Source organism: Leptogranulimonas caecicola, from assembly GCF_023168405.1.
Lineage (GTDB): Bacteria > Actinomycetota > Coriobacteriia > Coriobacteriales > Atopobiaceae > Leptogranulimonas > Leptogranulimonas caecicola.
Genome location: NZ_AP025285.1, coordinates 1818483 through 1844574, shown reverse-complemented (window position 1 = coordinate 1844574; position 26092 = coordinate 1818483). Strand labels below are relative to the sequence as shown.

Here is a 26092-nt window from a genome sequence, read left to right as displayed (position 1 = left end):
TCAAATCTAGCCTTCCGCCCTCAAATCCACGGCAGCGCCACGGGCCTACTCGTGGGATTTCTCTGCTTCAGGGCGCAAGAGCCCCTCCGGGAGCGAGCCTGATGACAAACTGAGAATTTCGGACCGCTGTCAGGTCCCAAAGGCTATGCCTGTGGGGTGGTCCCTGCGTTCTTCCAGCTAGCCAGGCCTTCTGTGCCTGAGAGGAGTTTTGCATCCATGTCTGATACGCCTCAGAGCTCGCCCAAGAGCGAGTCCATCATCGCGGTGCCCCAGGTGCTCGAGCGCCGCCGCCGCCAAAAGAAGCTCACTAAGATCACTTCCAACGGCACCATTGCCGCGGCGGTCATGGTGGGCGCCGCACTGCTGGCGGTCATCGTGGCCAACAGCGACGCCTACGAGGCAGTCCATCACTTTTTGATGGAGCCGCTCACGCTGGGCATCGGGCCGCTAGTGGGATCCATTTCCATCGAAGCCTTTGTCAACGACTTCCTCATGGCCATCTTCTTCTTGCTGGTGGGCATCGAGCTCAAGTACGAGGTCACTGTGGGCGAGTTGCGCAAGCCTCGCCAGGCGGCCCTGCCCATGCTGGCCGCGGTGGGTGGCGTGGTGGTGCCTGCGGCCATCTATCTGCTTTTTAACTCCTCGGGCTCCAATGCCTCGGGTTGGGCCATTCCCATGGCCACCGACATCGCCTTTGCCCTGGGCGTCATGTCGCTTTTGGGCGACCGCGTTGCCCCGGCCACCAAGGTGTTCTTCTCCACTCTGGCCATCGCAGACGATATCCTGGCCATCATTGTAATCGCTCTCTTCTACGGCCATGCGCCCTCTCTGGCGTGGCTGGCCGCCTCTGCCGGTTGCCTGCTCATCCTGGCAGTCTTCAACTACCTCAAGGTGTTCCGTGTACGCCATTACATGATCGTGGGCCTGCTTTTGTGGTTCTGCATGTTTAACAGCGGCATCCATGCCACTCTGGCCGGCGTCCTTCTGGCGCTCTTCTTGCCTGCCAAGTCCGACATCTCGCTGGCCGCCCTGCGCCCTTGGCTCAAGAAGAAGGCAGACAGGCTGGACGACATCTACGACGACAACATGCACATCTTGGGCCAGCATGAGTTCATGGCCACCTCGGCTACCGTGGAGCGCATCATGCACCAGGTGACGCCGCCGCTGGAACGTACCGAGCGCGCCATCTCGGTGCCGGTGAACTTCGTCATCCTGCCCATCTTTGCCTTCGTGAACGCCCAAGTGCGCCTGGTGGGCGTCGATGTGGCCTCGGTCTTTGCAGACCCGGTTACCCTGGGCACCATGTGCGGCTCCATCTTGGGCAAGCCCATCGGCATCGTGGCTGTGACTGTGCTTTTGGTAAAGATCGGCTTCGCCAAGCTTCCCTCTGGCGTCGACTGGCACCAGATCATAGGCGTAGGTCTCATGGGCGGCCTAGGCTTCACCATGTCCATCCTTATCGCCGGCCTGGCCTTCACCGATCCCGCCGAGATCCTGGCCGCCAAGTTCGCCATCCTCTGCGGCTCGGTGATCGCTGCCACCATCGGCTGCCTCTACATTCTCCTCACCGGGAAGAAGGCGTCTGCAGGCTCTGGCGACTCACAAGACTAAGAGACGATGCCGTAGCGCCTGCCCCAGCCATGGGCGGCCAAGGTGGAGTTGATCTGGTCACAAAATTGCGCCCGTGTCATGGGCATGGGAGGAAGCAGGCTCACTACCTCGATGAGATCATCGGAGAGGTCGTGGGCCTGCGCCAGTATGAGCGCATCCAGGTGGTTGGTGCGTTTCTCGGTCGCAAACAGGGCGTCTACCAGGCGTTGGAGATCGCCGTGCTCGGGAGCTTGCTCCCAGTTTTGTGCGTCCATGAGCCTCCTTTGGGTAGGGCCGGCTTGGCCTGCGGCGATAGGAGTGCCGGCTCGGGTTGGGTGATGGTGCTGGCGGCAGGCGAGGTGTCGGCGCGCCTGTAGGCTGCAGCAGTAAGTATGTCATCTGTCGCTTATCATTTCTCATTAGAGAATGCCGCTGCAGTGAGGCAGAGCAACAGGGCTCGGGTCGCTATACTAACAAAAGCGCAGCTAGGCGCTAAAAAGACCACCGCCAGTCTGGGAGGTTTTCATGGACAGCGTGCTGAGTGCCCCTCAAACCAGCATCTATAGCGCAATGACCACCGCGGATCTCGCCTTTGAGGTGGAGCGCCTCAAAGGCGAGGTAAAAGCCCTCAAATCGCTGGGTCTCAAGCTTGATATGGCCCGCGGCAAGCCCTCGCCGGAGCAGGTGGACCTCTCCCGCCCGCTGTTGGACGCCGTGAATGCCTCCAGCGACCTCACTGACGAGGGTGTGGACGCAGCTAATTACGGCGCGCCCGACGGCCTGCCCTCTGCCCGCCGCCTTTTCGCGCAGATCTTAGAGGTGGATCCCGCCCAAATCATCGTGTCTGGTTCCTCCTCGCTCAACCTTATGTTCGACGTGCTGGCCCATGGCTTTGTGTGCGGCATTCAAGGAGAGACTCCCTGGTGTCAGCAGCAAAATCTTAAGTTTTTGTGCCCTTCGCCCGGCTACGACCGCCATTTTGCGGTGAGCGAGCACTTTGGCTTCGAAAACGTCCCGGTCACCATGACCGCCACCGGCCCCGACATGGACCAGGTAGAAGAGCTGGTCAAAGACCCCGCGGTCAAGGGCATCTGGTGCGTCCCCAAATATCAGAACCCCACCGGGGTGACCTTCTCGGATGAGACCGTCCGCCGCTTTGCCGCCTTGAAGCCTGCAGCCCCAGACTTCCGCATTCTCTGGGACAACGCCTACGTGGTGCATGGCCTCTACCCCCACGAAGAGGACTCGCTGTTGGAGATCTTCTCGGCCATCGAGGAGGCGGGAGGCTCCAACCTGGTCTATGAGTTTGCCTCTACCTCCAAGATCACTTTCCCAGGCTCGGGCATTGCCTGCGTGGCAGCGAGCGTGGAGGACCTGGCAGACCTCAGGCGCTCCTTTGGCATCGAGCGCGTCTGTGCCGATAAGATCAACCAACTCATGCACACCCGCGTCTTTGCAGACGCCTCTGCCGTGAAAGAGCACATGGATCAGATGGCTCAGGTGCTGCGCCCTCGCTTCGAGCTGGTGGAGGCTAAGCTGGCAGAGCAGCTGGGCGAGGTGGGGTGCGCTGCTTGGACGTGCCCTCGTGGCGGCTATTTCGTCTCTTTTGAGGCGCCGGAAGGATGTGCCAAGGCCATCGTGGATCTGTGTCGCGAAGTGGGCGTTACGCTTACTGGCGCTGGAGCCACCTGGCCTTATGGCGATGACCCCCGGGACTCCAACATTCGGTTGGCTCCCAGCTATCCAACGCTTCAAGAATTAGGGGAGGCCTTGGACGTCTTTTGTGCCTGCGTCAAAGCCGTTGCCGCAGCTCAAGAGCTAGAGCGCCGTTCGTAACCAATTAATGGATATATAGCTCATACTCAGTCTAATGCACATTTGGTACACATCGGTCACTGTTGGTATACTATCCCATTGTTTTGAATAGTTACTTCTACCCAAAGGAGGGGGTGCGTAAAATGGCCAAGCCCAAGGAGCGCAAAAAACCCACGGGCAAAGAGATCGCCGTGGTGGTGATCTCCATCATCATGGTCATCTCCATCCTGTTACCCTCCTTCGCGCAGATCTTCGCGGCTCCGCGCACGTCGCAGTCGTTCCCTACCTCTTTTGACGATGCGGCATCGCGCTATCAGCCGCAGGTAGATGAGGCCAAAGCCGCGCTGCAGGTCAACAGTCAAGATGCCGCCCAAGAGCTCAAGCTGGCAGACGCCTATTTCAACTGGGCTTCCTATGCCTCGATCTATGCTGGCAACGAGGACGAGCAGGCAGAGGCTACGCAGCTCTATAAAGAGGCCGCCACCGCCTATGCCTCCTACATCGACCAGGTGGGTTCGCTGGACACAGAGCAGGCCAAGAACGCCTCTATCAACGAGTCCCTTAGCCTCTACTACTCCGGCAACACGGCGCAAGGTGTAACAGGTTTGGAAGATCTGGCGAAAGAGACCAATTACGCTTCGGCGTGGGCCAACCTCGCTATGATGTACGAAAGTCAGGGAGAGGCCGCAAAGGCCGCTGATGCTTATGAGAAGGGTGCCCAAGCAGACACTTCTTCCCAAGGCGCGGTGAAGAAGTACTGCGAGGATGCCCTGTCTCGCCTGCGCTCCAGCGCAGCCGCCTCCTCTGGCGGAGCCAGTGCTCTCTCAGAGAAGCTCGACCAAACGGCGCCGGCTGACAGCACTTCTTAAAGAACTGTCCTGAATCCCGGTCGTTACTAGTAGAATTACCTGAGTAGGTACGTCCTGTGCCCAACTATGGAAGGTTAGCGATGTCGCTCTCAATTAACACCAAGGCCGCAGATGATCACGTAGACGTCATCATCGAGGGAGAGGTAGACGTCTCCAACGCCTCTCAGCTCACAGACACGCTGGAAGCCGTGCTCGACAGCGCCCCTACCACCATCGACGTCGACATGGAGGCTGTGCCCTACATCGACTCCACTGGCATCGGCGTGCTGGTGGCGGCTGCCCATCGTGCTGCCGAGGGCGGCTGCGGCCTCACCATCTCCCGCCCGCAACCCAACGTGCTGCGCGTGCTTACGCTTTTGGGCGTAGGCTCTGAGTTCAACGTCAACGAACAGTAGATCTTTGAGGGGTTTGCCTGAAGACAGGCTTTAAGTTGCGCTCCAGGCTTCACCCCTGTAGGCTCAAAGCTCTAAGAGCTGTCCTGGGAGACCGCCGCTCGCGACGGTCCCCTTTACTATAGAGAGGGGGTGTCCCGGTTGTTCGGTATCGGGGACACCGAGTTTTTGCTCATCATCATCTTCGCGTTTTTGCTGTTTGGCCCGGACAAGCTGCCGGGTATGGGCCGCACCATTGGACGCGGACTTCGCCAGTTCCGCGAGGCGTCAGACTCTGTCACCAAGGTGGTTCAGTCAGAGGTCATCGACCCTATGACCAAGGCCGCCACGGGCGCCGGCGACTCGGTGAAGTCCAAGGTCGCCTCCAATGAAGACGCGGATATCGAGGAAGAGGATCTCTCCGGTCGCGCCACTGAGACCTTTGCCCAGCGCAAAGCCCGTCTGGCTGCCGAGAAGGAACGGCGCCAGGCAGCTGCAGCCGCTGCGGCTCAAGATGCGCAGGCAGCAGCTGACGACGCTTCGGCCAGCTCGGCGCCCGTCTCCAGCCAAGAGGCCCAAGAGGCTGCTGCAGCAGCCGAGGCCGCCGCGGCCCTCACCGGTGTAGAGACCAAGGGCGAGCTTGATGAGGCCACAGGTCACGTCTCGGTGGCTGCTCCTGCAGAGCCTGCGGTCCCAGAGCCTGCCTGTGACCCCACCAGTGCCGCGGCCCTCTATGGCTTGGCTTCCAAGCCTGCGGCTGCCCCTGCTTCTTCTGGAGAGGAGGACGGAGCTTCTGCCTAAGGGCGGGCTCCTCTGATTGTTATGCCTATCGGACCTGCACGTATGCCCCTTATGGACCACCTGGGCGAGCTTCGTCGCCGCCTTACCATCATCATCGTGTCTTTGGTGGTGTGTGCGGTGGTGGTCTATATGGCCACCCCGGTGATCATCGATGTGCTCATCGACCCCATTCGCCAATTTCTGCCCAACGGCGGCCAGCTCACGGTGCTCTCCACTTTGGGAGGCTTCACCATCCGCTTCAAAGTGGCTTTCTTTGTGGCTGCCATCATCACTTGTCCCATCATCATCTGGGAGCTCATGGCCTTCTTCCTGCCGGCGTTGCGCCCCAATGAGCAGCGCTGGGTGATTCCCACAGTGGGCGCCATGGTGGTGCTCTTCTTCCTGGGCATGACCTTTTGCTACTTCATCATCCTGCCGGCTGCCTTTGGCTGGATGCACGATCAAACGGTGCAGTTCGCTACCCAGCTGGCAGACGCAAACGACTACCTTTCCATCCTCATGCTCTTGGAGATTGGCTTTGGCGTCGCCTTCGAGGTGCCTCTGGTGATCTTCTACCTCTCCATCCTCCACGTGGTGCCTTACCGTACCTTCCGCATGAATTGGCGTTATATCTATGTGGGGTTGTTGGTCTTCTCGGCATTTGTGACCCCAGACGCCTCGCCTGTGACTATGTTCTTCATGTTCGCTGCGCTGGTGATGCTCTATGAGATCTCGCTGGCGGTAGCCCGAGTGGTCTTGGTGCAAAAGGATGGGCCTCAGGCGCTTTCCTGGACGCGCGAAGACTACGAGAAGCAAGAGGAACAGGCTGCATAAATGCGTGCGACCCGCCCGGTGCGGGTCGATTCTTAAAGAGGGCTTCCTTGTTCGCGCCCCTCTTATCTATACGTTCTAGAAGCTTTGGGCTCGCGTCTGAAAGGGGCCAAAGCAAGGAGTTCGCCCATGGTTTTGGTCATTGCAGAGAAAAACGACGCCGCCAAGCAGATCGCCCGTCTGCTGAGCCAGTCGGGCAAGCCCAAGCAGGACAAGGTCTATGACACGCCCGTCTACCGCTTTAGGCGCGACGGCGACGACTGGGTGGCCATCGGTTTGCGAGGCCACATCCTGGCCCCGGATTTTCCTACCCAGCTCACCTATGACAAGTCCTCCGGCTGGTTCGCCGTCGATACCGAGGGCGAGGTGCTGCCGGCCCAAATCCCCGCCAGCCTGCCCAAGCCTCCCTTCGACGGCGGCCTGCGCAAGGACGGCAAGCCTAAAAAGCCCAAGAAGCCCTTTATGGAAGACGGCGTGGACATCAAGGGCTGGAAGCTGCCCAGCCTGCCCTACCTCATCTGGGCTCCGGTAGAGAAAAACCCTGCCGAGAAAGGCATCATCCGCGCCCTCAAAAATCTGGCCAAGAAGGCCAGCGCGGTGATCATCGCCACCGACTTCGACCGCGAAGGCGAGCTTATTGGCTCCGATGCTTTGAACCAGGTGCGCCAGGTGAATCCTGGCATCCCGGCCACGCGCGCCCGCTACTCGGCCTATACCAAGGCGGAGATCGACCATGCCTTCAACAATCTGGTGGAGCTGGACCAAAACCTGGCCGATGCCGGCGAGAGCCGCCAGTACATCGACCTCATCTGGGGAGCTGCGCTTACCCGCTATCTCACCATGGCCCGCTTTGGCGGCTTTGGCAACGTGCGCAGCGCCGGCCGCGTGCAAACCCCCACGCTGGCCCTGGTGGTGGAGCGCGAGCGCGAGCGCCAGGCCTTTGTGCCCGAGGACTACTGGGTCATCGGCGGCCGCGCCGCCAAAGACGGCGAGAGCTTCAAGATCTCCCATGCCGCCGGCCGCTTTACCAACGGCGATGCGGCGCAGGAGGCCTTCGACCAGGTGCGAGGCGCCACCACCGGCCAAGTGACTGCCGTAACCAAGAAAAGCCGCAAGTCGGCGCCCCTGGCGCCCTTCAACACCACCTCCATGCAGGCCGCCGCTGCTGCTGAGGGCATCGCCCCCGGTCGCGCTATGCGTTTGGCAGAGTCCCTCTACATGGACGGCCTCATCTCCTACCCCCGTGTAGACAACACGGTGTATCCGGCATCCCTGGATTTAGCGGGCACTCTCAAGGCCCTGCGCAAGGTGCCCGCCTACGCACCCATCTGCGACCAGATCCTGGCGGGCCCCCTCCATGCCACGCGCGGCAAGCAGGAGACCACCGACCACCCGCCCATCTATCCCACGGCACCCGCAGATCCCGAGAAACTCGAGCCCGCCGCCTGGAAGCTCTACAACCTCATCGCCCGCCGCTTCATGGCCACCCTCATGGGGCCCGCGGTGATCGAGGGTACCAAGGTGAGCCTGGACGTGGCAGGCCAGCCCTTCTCGGCAGCCGGAGACGTGCTCAAAGAAAAGGGCTACAGGGCCGCATACCCTTACGGTCTCAAGAAGGACGAGCAGCTGCCCTCTCTGGCTCAGGGAGATACCGTCGAGGTGAGCGACTTGGCACTGGAAGCCAAGCAAACCGAGCCTCCGGCGCGTTACAGCCAAGGGCGCCTCATCCAGGAGATGGAGAAGCGGGGTTTAGGCACCAAATCCACCCGCGCCTCCATCATCGACCGTCTCTTCCAGGTGAAGTACCTCAAGAACAACCCGGTGGAGCCTTCCCAGCTGGGCATGGCCATCATCGACGCGCTGGATTCCTATGCGCCCACCATCACCACGCCCTCCATGACCAGCGAGCTGGAGCAGGACATGAACCTGGTGGCCGAGGGCTCCACCACGGAGGATGCCGTGGTGGATCACTCCCGCGCGCTGCTGGCGGGCATGATGGATCAGCTCATCGAGCACACAGAGGACCTGGGCGAAGCCATTGCCGATGCCGTCACCGCCGACGCCCGCGTGGGCTCCTGCCCCAAGTGCGGCAAGGATCTGGTGATCAAAAACTCGCCTAAGACCCAGTCGCGCTTCATTGGCTGCATGGGCTGGCCCGACTGCGACGTCACCTATCCGGTGCCGGGTAAAAACAGCGACAAGATCGAGCCTCTGGAAGAGCCCTGCCCAGAGTGCGGCGCCCCTCGCTTGAAGATCTGGCCCTTCCGCTCTAAGCCCTACGAGCAGTGCGTGAACCCTCAGTGCCCCACCAACCAGGAACCCGACGTCATCGTGGGCACCTGCCCGGTATGCGCCGAAGCCGGCCGCCACGGCGACCTGGTGGCCCATAAGAGCGAGAAGACCGGCAAGCGCTTCATCCGTTGTACCAATTACGACGAGTGCGGCGTGAGCTACCCGCTGCCTCAGCGCGGCGCCCTTCATGCCCTGGGCACTACCTGCCCTGTGTGCGGCGCCCCCGAGGTGGAGATTGAGACCGAGCGCGGCCCCTGGAAGATCTGCGTCAATATGAACTGTCCTGGCAAAGAGAAGAAGAAGGCCGCCGGCCCTCGTCGTGGAGGTCGTCGCGCTAAAGCCAAATAGCCGCTTTGGGCGCCTTGGCCCGGCTGGTCTGCGCCCTTCGGCTGACGCCGGCTTCCCTGGCGGCGTCTTAGCACGTCCCATCTATCGTTTCACCCGTTCGTCTCCTCGGAGGTCTCATGAAGGTTTTGCTTGTCAACGGCAGCCCCCATCCCGGTGGCTGCACGCGCACAGCCCTCAACGAAGTGGCATCCATCCTCAACGAGTGCGGCGTCGAGACACAGATCAAAAACGTGGGCAACGCCACCGTGCGCGGGTGTGCAGCCTGCCACCACTGCGCGCGCACCGGCCGCTGCGTCTTTGACGACGTAGTCAACGAGCTTATCGACATCGCCCCCACTATCGACGGCCTCATCGTGGGCTCGCCGGTCTACTACTCTGGCCCCAACGGCGCTCTCTGCGCCATCATGGACCGCTTCTTCTACGCCGCCTCCTCCAAGCTGGCCTTCAAGCCGGCAGCAGCCGTGGTGAGCGCCCGTCGCGCGGGCACCACCGCCTCCCTGGAGCGCTTGAACCAATACTTCTTGATCAACAACATGCCCGTGGTGCCCTCCCAGTATTGGAACATGGTGCATGGCTACAGCCCCGAGCAGGTGCGCAAAGACAAAGAGGGCATGCAGATCATGCGCACCCTGGGCCGCAACATGGCCTGGATGCTCAAGTGCATCGAGGCCGGGCATGAGGCGGGCGTCGACCTGCCTCTCCACGAGCCTCACGTGCGCACCAACTTCATCAACGACTAGGAGCAGTAAAGGTGAGAGGTCTCTTTGTCACCTTCGAGGGTGTCGATGGGTGCGGCAAATCCACGCAGGTAGCTCGTCTGGCTCAGAGCCTTGAGGCCCAGGGCTATCCGGTGCTTTGCCTGCGCGAGCCCGGTGGCACCCCTCTTTCCGAGAAGATCCGCTCCCTACTGCTGGACCCCGCCAATGGCGATATGGTCCCCGAGGCTGAGCTTTTGCTCTACGAGGCCTCTCGGGCCCAGTTGGTCCGGCAGGTGATTCGCCCGGCACTGGCCGCGGGCCAGGTGGTGCTCTGCGACCGTTTCTATGACTCCACCACGGCCTACCAGCAGGCCGGTCGCGGCTTGGACGCTCGGATGGTGAGCGAGGCCAACCGCCTGGGTAGCTGCGGGCTCGCCCCAGACGTTACCCTGTGGCTCAAGCTGGACCCGGCCCAGGGCTTGGCTCGTGCAACAGGCGCCCATAGCCCCGACCGCTTGGAGCAGGAAGGCGTGGCCTTCCAAGAAGCGGTGGCGACAGGCTTTGAGGCTCTCGCAGCAAAAGAGCCCCAGCGTGTGGCGGCTATCGACGCCTCTGGCACCCCTGAGCAGGTAGAAACCGCCATCTACCAGGTAGTTTCTCAGGCGCTGGAGGTCTGTGGCCTCAGGGCTGCCGTCGCCGCAGATTCCGCTCATAGCAGGGGAGCGGCCGGTGACTAGCACACCCTCTCAGGCCCAGGCCCTGCTGGCGCCCTTGAGCCATCAGCCCCAGGTGCACGGGTATCTCACCCGCGCCCTCACCGAGGGCAAGGTCTCTCACGCCAGCCTTTTTATAGGCCGTGCCGCCACCGATCAGCAGGCAGCCGCCTTGGCCGTCGCCCAGGCGCTCACCTGCCCTGCCGGCGGCTGCGGCACCTGCGAGAGCTGCCAAAAGGTGGCTCACAGCTTTCTGGAACCCCAAAACGCCGCGCACCCCGACGTCCACGTGTATGCGCCCGGTTCTGCCACCGGCTATCTTCTAGAGCAAGTCGAGGCCATCATCGCCGCCGCCAATAGAAGCGCGGTAGGCGGAGGTTCCAAGGTCTTTGTGATCCAAGAGGCCCAACGTCTGGGCACTTTGGCGGCAAACGCCCTGCTCAAAACGTTGGAAGAGCCCCCGGCGCGCACCTGCTTCATCCTCATCGCCCCCGCGGCCAACGGCGTGTTGCCCACCATCGTGAGCCGCTGCCAGGTGGTGCCCTTTGCGCCCACCAATGCTGCAGCCGTGGAGGAGCAGGTGGCAGCCGCCGCTCAAGTGAGTCTCGACGAGGCACGTCAGGCGCTGGCCATCTACCCCGACGTTGCCAAGGCCTACGCCCTGCTCAAAGACCCGGACAGGTGGGCCCTGCGCCAACAGGCGGCGGGCCTTCTCGGCAACCTGCCTCACATGAGCGACGCCGACATCGTCTTGGCCGCCCGCTCCGTCGCCGAGGCCGCAGACGAGCTCTCCGGCGAGATGGACGCCAAGGAGCTCAAGGAGCGCCTCAAGGCCAAGGGGCTTTCCGATGCCGAGAAACGCGCCCTCCAAGACCAGCTGGTGGCCAGGGAGCAGGAGGAGCAAATCCGCGCAGACTACCTCACCCGCGGCGCCCAAAAGGCCCTAGAGCAGCAGGAGCGTCGCCAGAGGAGCGCGCAGGACCGCTCGGCTATGATGGAAGTGGTGGCCTGCTGCCGCTCGCTTCTTGCTGATGCGCTGGCCTCCAAAGAGCTTTCACGCCCGCTTTCGGGCCCGGATGCCGCCAGCATCTTGGCGGCCTGCGGCTCGGCGGATGTCTCTCAATTACTCGCGGCCATCGAGAGCGCCAACCGCGCGTCTTCTCAGTTGGCCACCAATGTCGATGGACGCCTGGTCTTAGAGGCCATGCTGTTTGCCTTCAAGGAGGCACTATGCCCCATGTCCTGCCGGTGAGATTCACCTTTGTGCAACATGATTTGTGGTTTGATCCCCGCGACTCCGGCGCTACTGCCGGCGACCACGTGATCTGCGAGACCGGTCGCGGCACCGAGATGGGTCTTGCCGTCGCCGATCCCTTCGAGGTCACCCAAGAGGAGCTGGATGAGACTATCGGCGAGGCCGAGTTTGCCCCGGTCATCCGCGTGGCCACCGAACAAGACCACGACCGCGCCGCCGAGCTGGCCGCCAAAGGCGACGAGGCGCTGCCCGTCTTTCGCGCCCTGGCCAAGGAGGAAGGCCTGCCCATGAAGCCGGTGGGCGTGGAGTATCTCTTTGGCGGCGAGCGCTGCGTGTGCTACTTTGCCGCCGACGACCGCGTGGACTTTCGCCACCTGGTGCGCGAGCTCTCTCGGGCCCTCCATGAGCGCATCGATATGCGCCAGATCGGCGTCCGAGAAGAAGCCGCCCTCATGGGCGGCTACGCTGGCTGCGGCCAGGAGCTTTGCTGCGCACGCTGGGAACGCAAGTTCGAGCCGGTGTCCATCCGCATGGCCAAAGAGCAGGACCTGCCCTTAAACAGCCCCAAGATCAGCGGCGTGTGCGGCCGCCTCATGTGCTGCCTGCGCTATGAGTTCGAGGCTTATCGCGACTTCAAGAGCCGTGCCCCCAAGAAAAACGCCCTCATCCAAACACCGTTGGGTACCGCCAAGATCGTGGACTACGACACCCCTCGCGAGGGCCTTACCCTGCGTCTGGAAAACGGCAAAACCATCAAGGTGCCCCTGGAGGGCATGGAGTGCTCCGAGGCGGCCTGCAAGAAGGCCGAGACCAACGGCTGCTCCTGCCGCCCCGACACCGTGACCCGCGCCATGCTGGACGCTCTGGACTCTCCCGAGGTGCAGATGGCCCTGGCCGAGCTTGACCGCACCGAGGCTGGCGAGGTCTTGGACTACGACAGCTCCGACGTGGTCTTTGTGAGCGAGAGCCGCCGCGCCCGTCGTCGCGCCCAGGTGGCCGAGCAAAAGGAAGAACGGGCTGCCCGCGAGGCCGCCCGCGAAGCAAAGGCCAAGAAGGAGGCCCGCCGCGAGGCTACCCGCGACAACCGCGCTGGCTCCAAGCGCGATTCCCGCCGCAAGTTGCGCGACACGGCTGATCGCGAGCGGGCTGCCGCCCCTGCACCCGCCGCGTCCTCGCAGCCCACCCGCCGTCGCCGTCGCCATCACGACGCCACGGACAGCGCCCCCGCCGCGCCTCAAACCGCCCCGCGCGAGGCGAACTCTGCCGCGCCTCTGGTAGATGTGCGCCCCGGCCGAGCCCAGAGGCGCCGCCGTCAGGCCGATGCCGCCGCAGCTGCCAGCGATGGCGCTTCTCGGTTCACGAACGATCGCCCTGTTGCCGAGAAAAGCGCCCCTTCCCACAAGAGCGGCAACAGTGGCAACAACAGTGGCAGCCGCAAGGGCGGCAAGCCTGGGGCCGCAGGCGGTACATCTGGATCTAAGAAAGGCCGCGCATCTGGACAGGAGGCGAGCAGCAAGGCTGGGACCAAAGCTTCCGGTCCCAAGAAAGAGACTTCCAAGCAGCGCCGTCGTCGTCGCCGTACATCGAGAGGCGATGGAGCTGCAGGCACTCCGGGCGCAAGCGCTTCTGAGTAATGCGAACAGCTATGGTGAGAAGACGTGATGCTGGAAGAACGGTAGTGACGTGACCTTGGGAGAAGCAACCGTGGCAAGAAGGGAAGCGGGGAGTCGCGGCCCCAGAAAAGGCAGTTCTGCGCTCTGAAAAATAGCTACCTTAGCTACAAGAATATGCAGTTAAAGGTAGAAAAATGCCATGTATAATACATTATGAAGTTACTAAGGTAGTAATTTTTCAGAGGGCACTACGCCCCTTTGCCCTCTGAGCCAGTACCGTGCTCTGATTCCGTGCCGCACGTTTCGTCATCAACGACAATTCAATTCATAAAAACAACCCCTAAGCTCGCGAAAGCTTAGGGGTTGAGTGCATCGCTTGCGGAGCGTTTCACGTAACGCTCCGCGTGCGCCTTAGTTCTCTAGCTCAAACAGGATCTGGCCGGCATCCACATGGCCCTGCTGCACCAGCTCGATGCGGGAGAAGTCGTCGCTGTTCACGATGGCGATGGTCACGATGGGGTCATAGCCAGCCTCGGTGATGGCCTCGCGGGAGAAGGCGAGCACAGGTTGGCCGGCCTTTACGCTGTCTCCCTGGTGTACCAGGTAGGTAAAGCCCTTGCCTTCCATGACTACGGTGCCCAGGCCTACATGCACGACGATCTGCGCGCCGCCGTCGCTTGCCATGCCAAAGGCATGGCGGGAACCGGCATACTGCACGGTGACGGTGCCGTTGGCGGGAGCATAGATAACGTCTTCCTGGGGGCGGATGCCGCAACCGCGCCCCAGCAGGCCTTGAGCGAATACGTCGCTCTCAACGTCAATGCGGTTGATGACGGCGCCTGTCACAGGAGCCGTGATGGCGTTGGGGTTGGCAATAGCCTCGACAGGGGTGAAATCCTCAGCTTTTGGCTCGTCAGTGCTGGGAAAAATGTGGTCAAGCAGACCCATAGCGGCTCCTTAGTAGACGGATCAATAGACTCTTCCTGCGATGATATTCCCCCAAAAACACAACTTTGTCCCGCGTTTTGCAAACCTCAAAAGGCAGGGGGACTCTTTATCGGTGTGCGGTGGGTTGTCATGTCAGTTAGAGGACGCTTTCAGCGGTCAAAGTGTGTGAGATTGCAAGATGGGCGATCTGTCTGTGGGAATAACCGCACTGCGATGAGAATGCTCGTGGAAATCGTGAGAAGTAATTTGAAAAATAGTATACACAGTATTGTGGATGAAAGCGGTATTTATAACGCAGCTACCAGCATATATACATAGTAAACCCTAAATCTCGTATGGAAGCACGCATATTAAAGGGGAGTATCCCCAAGAAATAGCTCTGATATGCATCACGATAATGGGTGATAGCTGCGATAATACCAATAAACACTCCTATGCGTCCCAGGATGCATAGCAATAAGATTGAATAGTACTTCTATGCAATAACACTTTTGCCGCTTTTTTCCTACCGCCGGTCGATTCTGTCTAGGATTCTTCCAACCCAAAGCTATAGAGGGGCGTGCTCCTGCCTCAAGGGTGCGTCTCGGGCGCTTTGGGGTTGCAGATCGGGAGGCCATGGGGCCTCTTCGCCATTGGATGCAAAGGAGCAGCCATGAATGACCAGAACACCCCTCAGGTGCAGCAGTCGACCGCCATAGGCGGGCTGCTCAAGCGCTCGGTTTCCCGCCGCTCACTCTTCCAGGCTGGCGGCTCGTTGGTGGCCCTTGGCTCTCTGGCAGCCCTCGCCGGCTGTGGCAGCACGGGCGCAGGCGCCCCTGACGCCCATGCCTACACGCAGGGCGGCGGCTCCACCCTGCGTGTAGGCATGGAGGCAGCCTATGCCCCCTATAACTGGCAGGCCACCCAGGAGAGCGAATACACCATCCCCATCGAAAACGTCTCCGGCGCCTATGCAGACGGCTACGACGTCCAGATCGCCAAGCGTGTGGCAGAGGCCCTCGGGGCCGAGCCTGTGGCGGTGAAGCTCTCCTTCGACGGCCTTATCGACGCCTTGGCTTCCAATCAAATCGATGTGATTATCGCGGGCATGGCCCCCACAGAGGAAAGGCAGCAGTCCATCGACTTCTCCGACCCTTACTTCGAAGGCACCTACGGCCTGTTTGTGCGCGAGGGGTCGCCCTACCAAGACGCCACCAGCCTGGCAGATCTCTCGGGAGCGTCGGTGGTGGGGCAAAAGGGCACCAAGCTCGACGAGGTGATCGATGAGATACCCGGTGTGGTCCATATGACGCCGCTGCCTTCGGTGCCCAATGTGCTGGCAGCCCTTCAGCAGGGCGCTGCAGACGCCGCCACCTACAACATGGAGAACGAGGCTGCCTACCTCAAGAGCAATCCAGGCATCGTGCCGGTGCGTTTTGCCGAGGGGGAGGGCTTTCCCGACGTGGTCACTGCCGCAGTGGGAGTCTCCAAAGGCAACGATGAGGTTTTGTCGGCCATCAACAGCGCGCTGGCGAACCTCTCGGATGCCGAGCGCCAAGAGCTTTGGGACGGCGCCCTCGAGCGTCAGCCGGAGTAGCCATGGGGACCCTGGGAGAGCCGCTGCCAGGCGGCCAGGATATTCTCGGCTTCTTTGGGCCCTTGAACGGGGGAGCGACAGATCCGGAGGCGGACAGGCGGTTGGCGCAGCTGTTGTCCTTTCCCACTCTGGCGGCGCAGGCCTACCGCACCGGTGACTGGAGCGCCTTCGAGGCCCAGCGGGCGTGGCTTGAGGCTGCCTATCCTCAGGTGTTTTCGGCTGCGTCGGTGGAGCTGGTGGAGGGTGCGGCCGGCGGCGGCCCCCAGGCCATGCTTCTGGAAATTCCCGGGAGCAACCCGCAGCTGGCGCCCCTGGTGTTGATGGCTCATCAAGACGTGGTGCCCTGCGTGCCGGGCACTCAGGATCATTGGACCTATGGCCCCTTCGCGGGCACAGCTGACGGCACCTGGATTTGAGGGCGCGGCGCCATCGATATGAAAGTGCAGCTGGCGGGCATTTTCGAAGCCTTGGGGCGGGTGCTTGGCAGCGGGGCTCCTCTGGAGCGAGGCGTCATTGTGGCTCTGGGTCATGACGAGGAGTGCCTCCAGGAGGGTGCGCGGGCATTGGCAGGCCGCCTGGAGGAGCGCGGCATACGCCCGGCGTTCTTGGTGGACGAGGGCGACTACCTCATCCACGACCTGGCCTCTCTGGGCGGCAGCGGACATTGGATGGGAGTAGCCATTGCCGAGAAGGGCTATGCCGACCTATGGCTTTCTGCGCGCTCGGCAGGGGGGCACTCGTCGAATCCGGCGGGCGGCACGTCGCTGGGGCGGCTTTGCGAAGCGGTGACGCGGGTGTGCCATGAGGTGGGCCAACCTCGGCTTACTGCGCCGGTAGCTGCTATGTTTCGCCAGCTGGCGCCGCGGATCTCCAGGGGGCCCATCGGGGAGCTGCTCCAGGGGGACCCGGCGCGCGTCGAGGCGTGCGGCCAGGCATTGGCGGAGCTTTTGGCTCGCGACCCTGAGACCTATCCGCTGGTATGCACTACAGCGGCGCCCACCATGATGGAGGGAGGTTCCTCGGCTCCCAATGTGTTGCCCCAGGATATGGGTGCAGCCATTAATTTCCGGCTGCTTCCGGGCGACTCGGTGGCAGGCCTTGTGGCCCAGGTAAGAGATCTCGTGGCCGATCTGGACGTCCAGGTGACCCTTATGGAGGGAGCCAATGATCCTTCCTGTGTGTCTTTAGAAGACGGGTGGGGCGTAGACCAGCTGCGCCAAGCGGCAGCTTCGCTCTTCTGCGAGCTCGACGGCACGCCTATCCCTCTGGCGCCCACGTTGGCTACAGGAGCGAGCGATGCCCGGATGTATGAGGGCTGCTGCGACCAGTGTTTGCGTTTCTCGGCATTTGTGGGCGACGAGGCAGAGATCGTGCGGGGAGTCCATGGCACCAACGAGCGCATCCTTTCTGCTGCCTTTGCGCAAGGGGTGGCCTTTCTGCGCGATTTGGTCACTGGTTGCTGCTGTGGGGTGCCGTCCTGAGGCTTGCAGCTTGTTTACAGCTTCTATACAGGAAAGAGGCTCTCATACAGTGATGTATCGAAAGGCGAAGAAACAGACACCACATCTACCTGCGATTATACAAATAGGCCTTAAAACAGGGCGTATTATTTGACGAATAAGACCCCTCAAAAACCCTTCAAATTCACGTTTGTATGCATAGAGGTAGAGCAACTACCTGGTGTTATACCGAGTTTTTGTCCTATCCGCCCTATGATGCATAAAGTTACCGATGCATAGTGTTTCTATGCAGTAAAGGTCTGCAGTGGGTTCTACCTGCAGGTTCGTCTTTCCCCTAATCTGTAAGCCCACCAGCGAACATAAGGGTTCGCGAGATTTGGATGCAAAGGAGCAGCCATGAATGACCAGAACACCCCTCAGGTGCAGCAGTCGACCGCCATAGGCGGGCTGCTCAAGCGCTCGGTTTCCCGCCGCTCACTCTTCCAGGCTGGCGGCTCGTTGGTGGCCCTTGGCTCTCTGGCAGCCCTCGCCGGCTGTGGCAGCACGGGCGCAGGCGCCCCTGACGCCCATGCCTACACGCAGGGCGGCGGCTCCACCCTGCGTGTAGGCATGGAGGCAGCCTATGCCCCCTATAACTGGCAGGCCACCCAGGAGAGCGAATACACCATCCCCATCGAAAACGTCTCCGGCGCCTATGCAGACGGCTACGACGTCCAGATCGCCAAGCGTGTGGCAGAGGCCCTCGGGGCCGAGCCTGTGGCGGTGAAGCTCTCCTTCGACGGCCTTATCGACGCTCTTAACAACGGCCAGATCGACGTCATCATCGCCGGTATGAGCGATACCGAGGAGCGCCGTCAGTCCATCGACTTCTCCGATCCCTACATCGAGGACACCATCGGCATCTTTGTGACCCAGGGCTCTCCCTACGAGAACGCCACCAGCCTCAAGGACTTCGCCGGCGCCACGGTCATGGGTCAGAAGGCCACCCTCTACGATGACTGCATCGAGGAGATCGAGGGCGTCAACCACGCCACTCCCGTGGACACCATGCCTGCCGTGCTGGCTCAGCTGGCTCAGGGCGCCGTGGACGCAGTCACCTATCCCAAGATGAACGAAGAGGGCTACATGCGCTCAAATCCCAACTTGGTGCCCATCCAGTTCGCCGAAGGCGCTGGTTTTGAGACCACCAACCCTGCCTCGGTGGGCTACACCAAGGACTATGCCAATGCTCAGGCGGTAAATGAGGCCGTCAACGCCATCTCCGACGCTGAGCGTCAGGAGATCTGGACGGCTGCCTGCGACCGTCAGCCCGCCTAAGGCACAGCGCCTCGGGCGCCCCCCATGCCTTAGCGCACTCTGTTTCTTGCGAGCGCCGGATGCCTCACCTGTGCATCTGGCGCTCCATCGCCATTTATAAAGGAGCGATTATGGCCCTTGGAGTACCCGATCCCCAGCTGGAAGAAGCTGTAGTGGAAGAGGAAGAGAACCTCCACCCTTATGCCGAGCCGCTGCCAGAAGACGCCGGCACCCTGCGTCGTCTAGCCCACTTCCTCAAGAGCGACCATCCCTATGTGCTTTTGGGAACCAGCGCGCTGGCTGCTTTCTCGCTGGCCTGCTGCGCCGGCATGTCGCTGGGCGCCGCCGGCTCCGTCCTCACCCTGGTATGTGTGGTCTGGCTGGCCCTCTCGCTGGTGGCCCTGGTGGCCAAGGCTGTGCTGCGCAAGAGGTATCGCTCCCGCTTCGTCCTGGCCAAGGCGTCGCTTAGGGCACCTCTGCGCTACGCCAGCTACCTGGTGTGGATCTGCTCGGCAGCGCTCTTTTGCCTGGGCCCCATCTCTCATTTTGTGGCCCTTTGCCAAGGGGCCATCGCCAGCTCCACCAATCCCACGGGCTTTTTGGAGAGCGCCGTCTACATGCTCTATAACGGCCGCCAGCTGTTTGTCACCGGCGTCACCACCACCATCGAGCTGGCGCTCTTTGGCACGGTCATCGCCTTCTTCCTGGCACTGCTCATGGTCTTTCTGCGCATCCAGACGCCCGATCGCGGCGAGAACGACGCGGTGCGCTTCTTCAAGACGCTGGGCTCGGGTTTTGCGCGCTTCTATTCCACCGTGGTGCGCGGCACGCCCATGATGGTCCAGGGCGCCATCGTCTACTTCGCCGGCCTGGCGGTCTTTCGCTCCCTGGGCTGGGAGACGGCCCACATCAACGCGGTGTGGTCGCCCTTCTGGGCCGGCCTTGTGACCATCAGCCTCAACTCCACGGCCTATATGATGGAGGTGCTGCGCGGCGGCATCGAAGCAGTGGATCCTGGCCAGCTGGAGGCGGCGCGCTCTTTGGGCCTTTCCCAGTGGCAAGCCATGCGCAAGGTGGTCTTTCCCCAGGGTGTCAAGAACTCCATTCCCGCCCTGTCCAACGAGCTCATCGTGAACATCAAGGATTCCTCGGTGCTGTCCATCATCGGCGTCTTCGACCTGATGTTTGCCACCACTTCGGTCATAGGCATCTACTACAAGGGTCTCGAAGCCTACTGCATCGCCGCGGTGATCTACCTCATCCTCACCATGCTGTTCTCCAAGATCCTTACCATGCTGGCCGCTCGGCTTGACGTCGAGGCACCCGGACCCGTGGGCTCCACCACCGATCCCGCCGCTGCTCCTCGCCACCCCGCCCAGCCCATGCAGTCCTAAAAGGAATGATCATGACTACGGACACTTCTGCGCCTGCTTCCCAGGCTTTCGCCTCTACACCCGAGCCCCTCATCTCCGTCCAGGGGTTGCGCAAGTCCTTTGGGGCCCACGAGGTGCTCAAGGGCATCGATCTGGACGTCTACCCCGGCGAAGTGGTTACCATCATCGGCGCCTCGGGCTCGGGCAAGTCCACTCTCTTGCGCTGCCTCAACCTGCTGGAGACCCCCAACGCCGGCCACGTCTACTTTCGCGGAGAAGACCTCACCAACCCGGCCACCGACGTCAACGCCCTCCGCGCCGACATCGGCATGGTCTTCCAGTCCTTCAACCTCTTCAATAACCTCAACGTGCTGGATAACTGCACGTTGGCCCCGGTGACTCTGGGCAAGCTCAAAAAGCCAGAAGCCGAGAAGATCGCCCGCCGCCACCTGGAAGCCGTAGGGCTCCAGGACTTCATCGGCGCCGATCCCAAGCGCCTCTCCGGCGGCCAAAAGCAGCGCGTGGCCATTGCCCGCGCCCTGTGCATGGACCCGGCCATCATGCTCTTCGACGAGCCTACCAGCGCCCTAGACCCTGAGATCGTGGGCGAGGTGCTGGGCGTCATGCGCGAGCTGGCGGCCGGCGGCATGACCATGGTGGTGGTCACCCATGAGATGGCCTTCGCCAAGAACGTGAGCGACCGCGTGGTCTTCATGGACCAAGGAGTCATCGCCGAGCAAGGCACGCCCCAACAGATCTTTGGCAATCCACAGCATGCACGCACCCGGGAATTTCTCTCGCGCTACCTGGATGACAAGAGCGAAGAGTAGTTGTCCCGCATCCTGTGTGATCCTTACAGTACAAAAGCCCATCAGTGGAGCGTGGTATCCTCAGCTAGAGCCGGTTTCATCCAAGGGAGATTGAGCCCATGGCATCTAGGATTATCACGTCGCGCCACGTGTTCGACGGCACTCACGATCGCAGCTATCCTGCCGCGGTGGTCATAGAGGGAGACATCATCTCTGCGGTGGTGCCACCTCAGGAGATGGATGCCTACATTGCAAAAGACACCCTGGTAGAAGACTTTGAAGACGCCTTCATCTGCGCCGGTCTCCATGATGCACATCAACATGTGTTCCATTCGGCGCTCTATCCATCGGCTCGGGCCATGGAGTACTGCGGCGCCTCTGAGGCAGACTGCGCCCAGCACATGTATGACTTTGCCAAAGATCAGCCTTATGGCTCCTGGGCGCTTTCCCATGGCTGGCGCGACATGCTGTGGGACCCGGCCATCCCACCCACCCGCCTCTCGCTCGATGCGCTCTTCCCCAATCGACCGGTGGCCATGTACTCCGGCGACTCCCATACTCTCTGGCTCAATACCTGCGGCCTTAAGCGCCTGGGCATCGACGAGAACACCCAGCCTCCCGCTGGCGGCTCCTTTGACCGCGACGAGGAAGGCCGGCTCACCGGCGTCCTTCGCGAGGGCGCCGGCATGTACTACATCGCCCGAGTGCTGGAGTCGCTCTCCAAAGAGGAACTGCGCCAGATATTCCTCGACTGGACCCACGAGCTCAACCGCCGAGGCATCACCAGCGTGGACGACATGGGCTTATCGGCAATTCCGGGCTGCGACGCCGTATTAGACGAGGTCTGGCGCGATCTGGAAGCCTCAGGCGAGCTCACCGTGCGCGGCCACCTGTTTCCCACGCTGCCGCTGGACGGCGACCTCGACCGCATTGAAAAGCTCCAGGCAGAGCTCACCGGCCCCATGCTGCGTGCGCCGGGCGTCAAGCAGTTCTTCGACGGCGTCTCCAGCGCCCATACCGCCTGGCTTTTGGAGCCCTATGAGAACCCTCGCTTTCCCGACGATCACGGCCATCCCGCCATCCCGCCTGCCCAGATGCGCGACATCGTGCTGGGCGCCGCCAAAGAAGGCATTGCCGTGCGCATCCACACCATAGGCGACGCAGCGGTCCATGAGGGCGTTTCCATTTTTGAAGAGGCTGCCGATAAGTACGGGCAACCTCATCAGGGGCGCTTTTGCCTAGAGCATATCGAGAACTTGGAGCGCGACGACGTGGACCGCATGGCTGCGGCAAAGATCGTGGCCTCGGTGCAGCCGCAACACGTGGTCATCGACATCACCCAGCCGGCCCGCGACCTGGGCGAGGAGCGCGCCTCCTTCATGTGGCCTTTCAAGACCTACCTCAAATCCGGCGTGGACATGGCCTTTGGCACCGATTCCCCCTGCGTTCCCTGCGACCCGACCGCCATCCTGGCAGATGCGGTCACCCGCCAGGACGCTTCCGGCGCCCCCATGGGCGGCTGGCTGCCAGAAGAGCGCGTCACCGCCGCCGAGGCCCTGCGCGCCGCCACGCTGGGCGGCGCCGTGGCGGTGGGCCGTCAGGATGAGCTGGGGACCCTTGAGCCTGGCAAGTTTGCCGACCTCATCGTCATCGACAAGAACCCCCTGTCTTGCCCGCCCCAGGAGCTTCATCAGGCGCAGGTGCTCGCCTGTTATGTGGGTGGGAACAAGGTCTATGAAACTGCTTGAAGAGCGGGGGCGCCGGGCGGCGACGCTGCTTCGGTCGTTGAGGAAGGCCCAGCTCGGCCCGTTTACCCCTAGCGTCCCTGCCGCACGCCGCCCTCTAGCCAGCCCCCTTAGAGAGGAGCACTCCATGAAGCTTGGCCTCACCACCGTCGCTGCGGTGACTCCCGCGGTCCACGTGGGTGACGTAGACTTTAACGTGGTCGCCTGCGTCGAGGAAACCAAAAGCGCTGTGGCCCATGGGGCCCGAGTGGTCATCCTTCCCGAGTGCGTCCTCACCGCTTACACCTGCAACGACCTCTTTTGGCAGGACGCCCTTCTGGTCGCTGCCGAGTGTGGCCTGGCCTCCTATATCGAGCGCACCGCAGAGCTCGGATGCCTCTCGGTGGTAGGGCTGCCTTTGCGGGTGAACTCCAAGCTTTACAATGTGGCGGCCGTCTGCTGTGCCGGCGAGCTTTTGGGCGTGGTGCCCAAGCTGCACATCCCCACTTATAACGAGTTTTATGAGGGCCGCTACTTTGAGCCAGGTCCTGTGGAGTGCGCTCCCATTTCTGTGGCTGGCCGCTGGAATGTGCCCTTTGGCGCCCATCAAGTCTTTGAAGCCCCTGCTATGGAGCACTTTTGTGTGGGTGTGGAGATCTGCGAGGACCTATGGGTCCCTGAGCCTCCCTCCATTGGCCTGGCCAAGGCCGGCGCCACGCTCATCTGCAACCTTTCGGCCTCCAACGCCCAGGTAGGCAAGGCGGCCTACCGGCGCGACTTGGTGCGAGGCCAGAGCGCCCGCTTGGTGTGCGCCTACGGCTATGCCAGCTCCGGCTGGGGCGAGTCCACCCAGGACGTGGTCTTCTCGGGCCATGACCTGGTATGCCAAGACGGCCGCATCATGGCCGAGGCCCAGCCCTTTGGAGGCGGCGTCGCCCTGGGGCAGGTGGATTTGGAATATGTGGCCAGCGAGCGCCGGCGCATGTCCACCTATCGCACCAGCGCCTCTCCTGAAGCCGCCGGCTACACTCGCACGTCGCTGCCGGAGAGCTTCGACCCTGCCGACGAGCAAGTGACCGGTTGGGTGGATCCCCATCCCTTCGTGCCCGACGACCCTGCCACCCGCAGCCAGCGCTGCGAGGACATCCTGGACATCCAGGCGCGCGGCTTGGCCCAGCGGCTGGCCCACACCCACGCCAAATGCGCGGTGGTGGGGGTTTCCGGCGGCTTGGACTCCACCCTGGCGCTGCTGGTATGTGCTCGCGCTTTTGACTATTGCGGCCTCGATAGAGGAGGCATCCTCGCTGCCACCATGCCGGGCTTTGGCACCACCCACCGCACCCACTCCAACGCCCGCACTCTCGCCGAGGCCCTGGGCGCCCAGCTTTTAGAAGTGCCCATCGCCGCCGCAGTGCGCCAACACTTCCAAGACATCGGCCATAACGAGGCCACCCACGACGTCACCTACGAGAACTCCCAGGCCCGGGAGCGCACCCAGATCCTCATGGACCTGGCCAACCAGCGCGGCGGCTTGGTCATTGGCACCGGCGACCTGTCCGAGCTGGCCTTGGGTTGGGCCACCTACAACGGCGACCACATGTCCATGTATGGGGTGAACTCCGGTGTGCCCAAGACGCTGGTGCGCCATCTGGTGCGCCATGTGGCTGCTACCTGTGACAATCCCCGGCTCGCAGAGGTGCTCCTCGACGTGCTGGACACCCCGGTCTCGCCCGAGCTCTTGCCTGCTCAAGAGGACGGCTCCATCGCCCAGGTCACCGAGGATCTGGTGGGCCCCTACGAGCTCCACGACTTCTTCCTCTACTCCATGTTGCGCCAGTGCTTCAGCCCTGCCAAGATCTACCAACTGGCACTGGCGGCCTTTGTGGAGCAGCCTCGCGCCCAGGGCCAAGAGCCTCTCTATGACCCTGCCACCATCCTGCGCTGGCTTCGCACCTTCTACCAGCGCTTCTTCGCTCAGCAGTTCAAGCGCTCCTGCCTGCCCGACGGTCCCAAGGTGGGCTCTGTGGCCGTCTCTCCTCGCGGGGATCTGCGCATGCCTTCCGATGCCTCTGCCACCCTCTGGCTTGCTCAAGTGGATGCGCTGGAAGCTCCTCAAGGCTAGGGAGTCTCGCTCGCATATGACCCCACTCAGTGATGCATCACTGAGTGGGGTTTGTTTCGAATTAAGGGTAGATTCAGCCTGGCCGATGGGTACCTAGCCTTTAGAAAACCGCGCCCGAGTACCATGAACGGGCGCTTTCATGCATCGCCAACGCCGCTGCTCTGGCGCCTCGCCCTTGCGCAGGCGCCCCTGCACGGCCCTCGCATTCACACCGGATGCACGGCGGGGTTTGTTGGCCGCGGGCCGCACAGGCTGCCCGCACTACACCTTCAAGCAGAGGAGATCTATGAGCGAGAAGATATGCCCCCACTGCGGAACCCCCGCAGATCCCGGCGCCCGGTTTTGCACTTCCTGCGGCGCACACCTGGAAGAGGTCGACGTTGCCGAGGCCCAGGTAATGGCCGCCTCTGATGATACCTCCGATGCCCTTGATGCTGCTCCCGTTGGTGCTGGCGCAGCTCCTGAAGCTGCTTCCGAAGCTGCTTCCGAAGCCGCGGTGATCGAGGTGGAAGCCTCCGTTGCCGAGAACCCCGTGCCTCCTGCGCCGGAGCCCGCACCTGTCCCCGAGAGCGCCGCAGCTTCCGAGGCCGTGCCTGCTCCCAATGCCGTACCTGCCTCGCAAGCCTATTATGCGCAGCCAGTCCCTCAAGCTCAGCAAGCCTACGGACAGCAGGCCTATGCGCAACAGGGCGCCCCGCAGCAAGGCTATCAACAACAGGGTTTCGGCCAGCAGGCTTACGGCCAGCCGGCGCAGCCTGGCTATGCAGGCCAGCCGCAGCAACCCGTTCCGCCAGCGGCTCCTGCGCAGCCAGGCCCCTTGAGCCAGGGTTGGCATGACCTTACTGGCCAGCCTGGCTGGTTTGGCACCGCCATGCTGCTCATGCTGCTCAACCTGGTGCCCATTCTGGGATGGTATGCCCAAGGCTACATGCTCGAATGGGCCATTCAAGCCGGTGACGGCGCCCAGGGTCTGCCTAAGCCTCGCTTTACCCGCACCACCCTTTGGCGCGGCTTCCTCTACGCAGTGTTGTCTCTTCTCGGCGGCATTATTGGCCTGGGTTTCACGCTGCTGTTCAAGATCCCGCTGGTGGGCATCTTGCTCTACATTGCGTGGATGATCCTGGTGAGCGTCTTTGTGGCCATGGCGGGCGTGCGCATGACTGCCAAAGATGACTTTAGGGCGGCTTTTGACCTCTCCGACCTGTGGGACCAGTTCAAGCAGGCTCCTTGGGGCGTCATTTTGGCGGTGTTTGTGCCTGGCCTTATCGTGGGCGTCATCATGGCTGTCATCTACACGGCGGTGTTTGCCTCCAGCTTTTATTCGCTGGGCAACCTGCTGGAGAACCTGGCGTACATGGGGTCTTCGGCCAGCTATATGGGCTATGGCATGGGCGCGGTCGGCCTAGAGAGCCTGCTGAATATGTTGCTGGACTCTCTTACTGCCGTGGGCTTTGGTGCTGCCGTGGCTACCCTGGTGCAGACCGTGCTTTCCACCATCGCGCAGTTGTGGAGCCTCCGCGCCGTAGGCGTGTGGATGAGTCGGCAGGATCCCGACTGGCGTGCCTAAGGATCGAGCGAGCGCGTTTGCGGGTTGCTGTGGCCATGAGCC

22 protein-coding genes are annotated in these 26092 nt (G+C 62.1%); 20 read left to right on the top strand and 2 right to left on the bottom strand.

Translation table 11 applies throughout. The features are described from left to right. Positions 1-216: 216 nt before the first annotated feature. A complete protein-coding gene (gene nhaA / locus OR601_RS08055; RefSeq protein ID WP_265591657.1) occupies positions 217-1611 on the top strand; it encodes a Na+/H+ antiporter NhaA in 1395 nt (464 codons plus the stop codon). Here the strand turns inward: nhaA and OR601_RS08050 are convergent. Continuing rightward, a complete protein-coding gene (locus OR601_RS08050; protein WP_265591656.1) occupies positions 1608-1865 on the bottom strand; it encodes a hypothetical protein in 258 nt (85 codons plus the stop codon). The two genes, nhaA and OR601_RS08050, sit on opposite strands and share 4 nt — an antisense overlap. 250 nt (positions 1866-2115) lie before the next feature. Here OR601_RS08050 and OR601_RS08045 point away from each other — a divergent pair, with 250 nt between their 5' ends. From OR601_RS08045 to OR601_RS08000, 10 genes are all read left to right on the top strand, one after another. Then, positions 2116-3426 carry an aspartate aminotransferase type Ic gene (locus tag OR601_RS08045; protein ID WP_265591655.1) on the top strand — a complete coding sequence of 437 codons (1311 nt, stop codon included), beginning with the start codon at positions 2116-2118 and terminating at the stop codon, positions 3424-3426. 122 nt (positions 3427-3548) lie between these two features. Beyond that, positions 3549-4274: a hypothetical protein gene (locus OR601_RS08040; RefSeq protein ID WP_265591654.1), complete on the top strand. Its 726-nt coding sequence runs from the start codon at positions 3549-3551 to the stop codon at positions 4272-4274. A gap of 80 nt (positions 4275-4354) precedes the next feature. Further along, positions 4355-4669: an STAS domain-containing protein gene (locus OR601_RS08035; protein ID WP_136011864.1), complete on the top strand. Its 315-nt coding sequence runs from the start codon at positions 4355-4357 to the stop codon at positions 4667-4669. Positions 4670-4807: 138 nt separating this feature from the next. Next, entirely contained in the window at positions 4808-5446 is a 639-nt protein-coding gene (locus tag OR601_RS08030; RefSeq protein WP_265591653.1) for a Sec-independent protein translocase subunit TatA/TatB, read from the top strand. Positions 5447-5467: 21 nt separating this feature from the next. Next, positions 5468-6259 (top strand): twin-arginine translocase subunit TatC, encoded by a 792-nt coding sequence (gene tatC, locus OR601_RS08025; protein ID WP_136011866.1) that lies wholly within the window; start codon positions 5468-5470, stop codon positions 6257-6259. A 126-nt stretch (positions 6260-6385) separates the two neighbouring features. After that, positions 6386-8896 (top strand): DNA topoisomerase I, encoded by a 2511-nt coding sequence (locus tag OR601_RS08020; RefSeq protein WP_265591652.1) that lies wholly within the window; start codon positions 6386-6388, stop codon positions 8894-8896. Positions 8897-9012: 116 nt separating this feature from the next. Further along, complete coding sequence (locus tag OR601_RS08015; protein WP_265591651.1) at positions 9013-9636, top strand: flavodoxin family protein; 624 nt, start codon at positions 9013-9015, stop codon at positions 9634-9636. A gap of 11 nt (positions 9637-9647) precedes the next feature. Continuing rightward, a complete protein-coding gene (gene tmk, locus OR601_RS08010) occupies positions 9648-10331 on the top strand; it encodes a dTMP kinase (RefSeq protein WP_136011869.1) in 684 nt (227 codons plus the stop codon). Next, positions 10324-11559, top strand: coding sequence for a DNA polymerase III subunit (locus OR601_RS08005; RefSeq protein ID WP_265591650.1), 1236 nt, complete (start codon positions 10324-10326; stop codon positions 11557-11559). The genes tmk and OR601_RS08005 overlap by 8 nt, the downstream gene beginning before the upstream one ends. Continuing rightward, positions 11538-13196 (top strand): PSP1 domain-containing protein, encoded by a 1659-nt coding sequence (locus OR601_RS08000; RefSeq protein WP_136011871.1) that lies wholly within the window; start codon positions 11538-11540, stop codon positions 13194-13196. Before OR601_RS08005 ends, OR601_RS08000 begins: the two co-directional genes overlap by 22 nt. A 390-nt stretch (positions 13197-13586) precedes the next feature. On the opposite strand, the gene OR601_RS07995 is transcribed toward OR601_RS08000, so the two are convergent. Further along, positions 13587-14123, bottom strand: coding sequence for a PTS sugar transporter subunit IIA (locus tag OR601_RS07995; RefSeq protein WP_265591649.1), 537 nt, complete (start codon positions 14121-14123; stop codon positions 13587-13589). A gap of 652 nt (positions 14124-14775) precedes the next feature. On the opposite strand from OR601_RS07995, the gene OR601_RS07990 reads away from it, so the two are divergent. The 9 genes from OR601_RS07990 to OR601_RS07950 all read left to right on the top strand — a co-directional run bounded on the left by OR601_RS07990 (position 14776) and on the right by OR601_RS07950 (position 26050). Beyond that, a complete protein-coding gene (locus tag OR601_RS07990) occupies positions 14776-15699 on the top strand; it encodes a transporter substrate-binding domain-containing protein (RefSeq protein WP_265591648.1) in 924 nt (307 codons plus the stop codon). Between the two features lie 2 nt (positions 15700-15701). Then, complete coding sequence (locus tag OR601_RS07985) at positions 15702-16115, top strand: zinc-binding metallopeptidase family protein (protein WP_265591647.1); 414 nt, start codon at positions 15702-15704, stop codon at positions 16113-16115. Positions 16116-16127: 12 nt separating this feature from the next. After that, positions 16128-17180, top strand: a complete 1053-nt coding sequence (locus OR601_RS07980; RefSeq protein ID WP_265592395.1) for a M20/M25/M40 family metallo-hydrolase — start codon at positions 16128-16130, stop codon at positions 17178-17180. A 375-nt stretch (positions 17181-17555) separates the two neighbouring features. Beyond that, positions 17556-18476 (top strand): transporter substrate-binding domain-containing protein, encoded by a 921-nt coding sequence (locus OR601_RS07975; protein WP_265591646.1) that lies wholly within the window; start codon positions 17556-17558, stop codon positions 18474-18476. Between the two features lie 110 nt (positions 18477-18586). Beyond that, positions 18587-19849, top strand: a complete 1263-nt coding sequence (locus OR601_RS07970; RefSeq protein WP_168897043.1) for an amino acid ABC transporter permease — start codon at positions 18587-18589, stop codon at positions 19847-19849. An 11-nt stretch (positions 19850-19860) separates the two neighbouring features. After that, a complete protein-coding gene (locus OR601_RS07965; RefSeq protein WP_265591645.1) occupies positions 19861-20658 on the top strand; it encodes an amino acid ABC transporter ATP-binding protein in 798 nt (265 codons plus the stop codon). A gap of 98 nt (positions 20659-20756) precedes the next feature. Beyond that, a complete protein-coding gene (locus tag OR601_RS07960) occupies positions 20757-22385 on the top strand; it encodes an amidohydrolase (RefSeq protein ID WP_265591644.1) in 1629 nt (542 codons plus the stop codon). Between the two features lie 124 nt (positions 22386-22509). Beyond that, positions 22510-24483 (top strand): NAD(+) synthase, encoded by a 1974-nt coding sequence (locus OR601_RS07955; protein WP_265591643.1) that lies wholly within the window; start codon positions 22510-22512, stop codon positions 24481-24483. A gap of 286 nt (positions 24484-24769) precedes the next feature. Continuing rightward, positions 24770-26050 (top strand): DUF4013 domain-containing protein, encoded by a 1281-nt coding sequence (locus tag OR601_RS07950; protein WP_265591642.1) that lies wholly within the window; start codon positions 24770-24772, stop codon positions 26048-26050. Positions 26051-26092 lie beyond the last annotated feature (42 nt).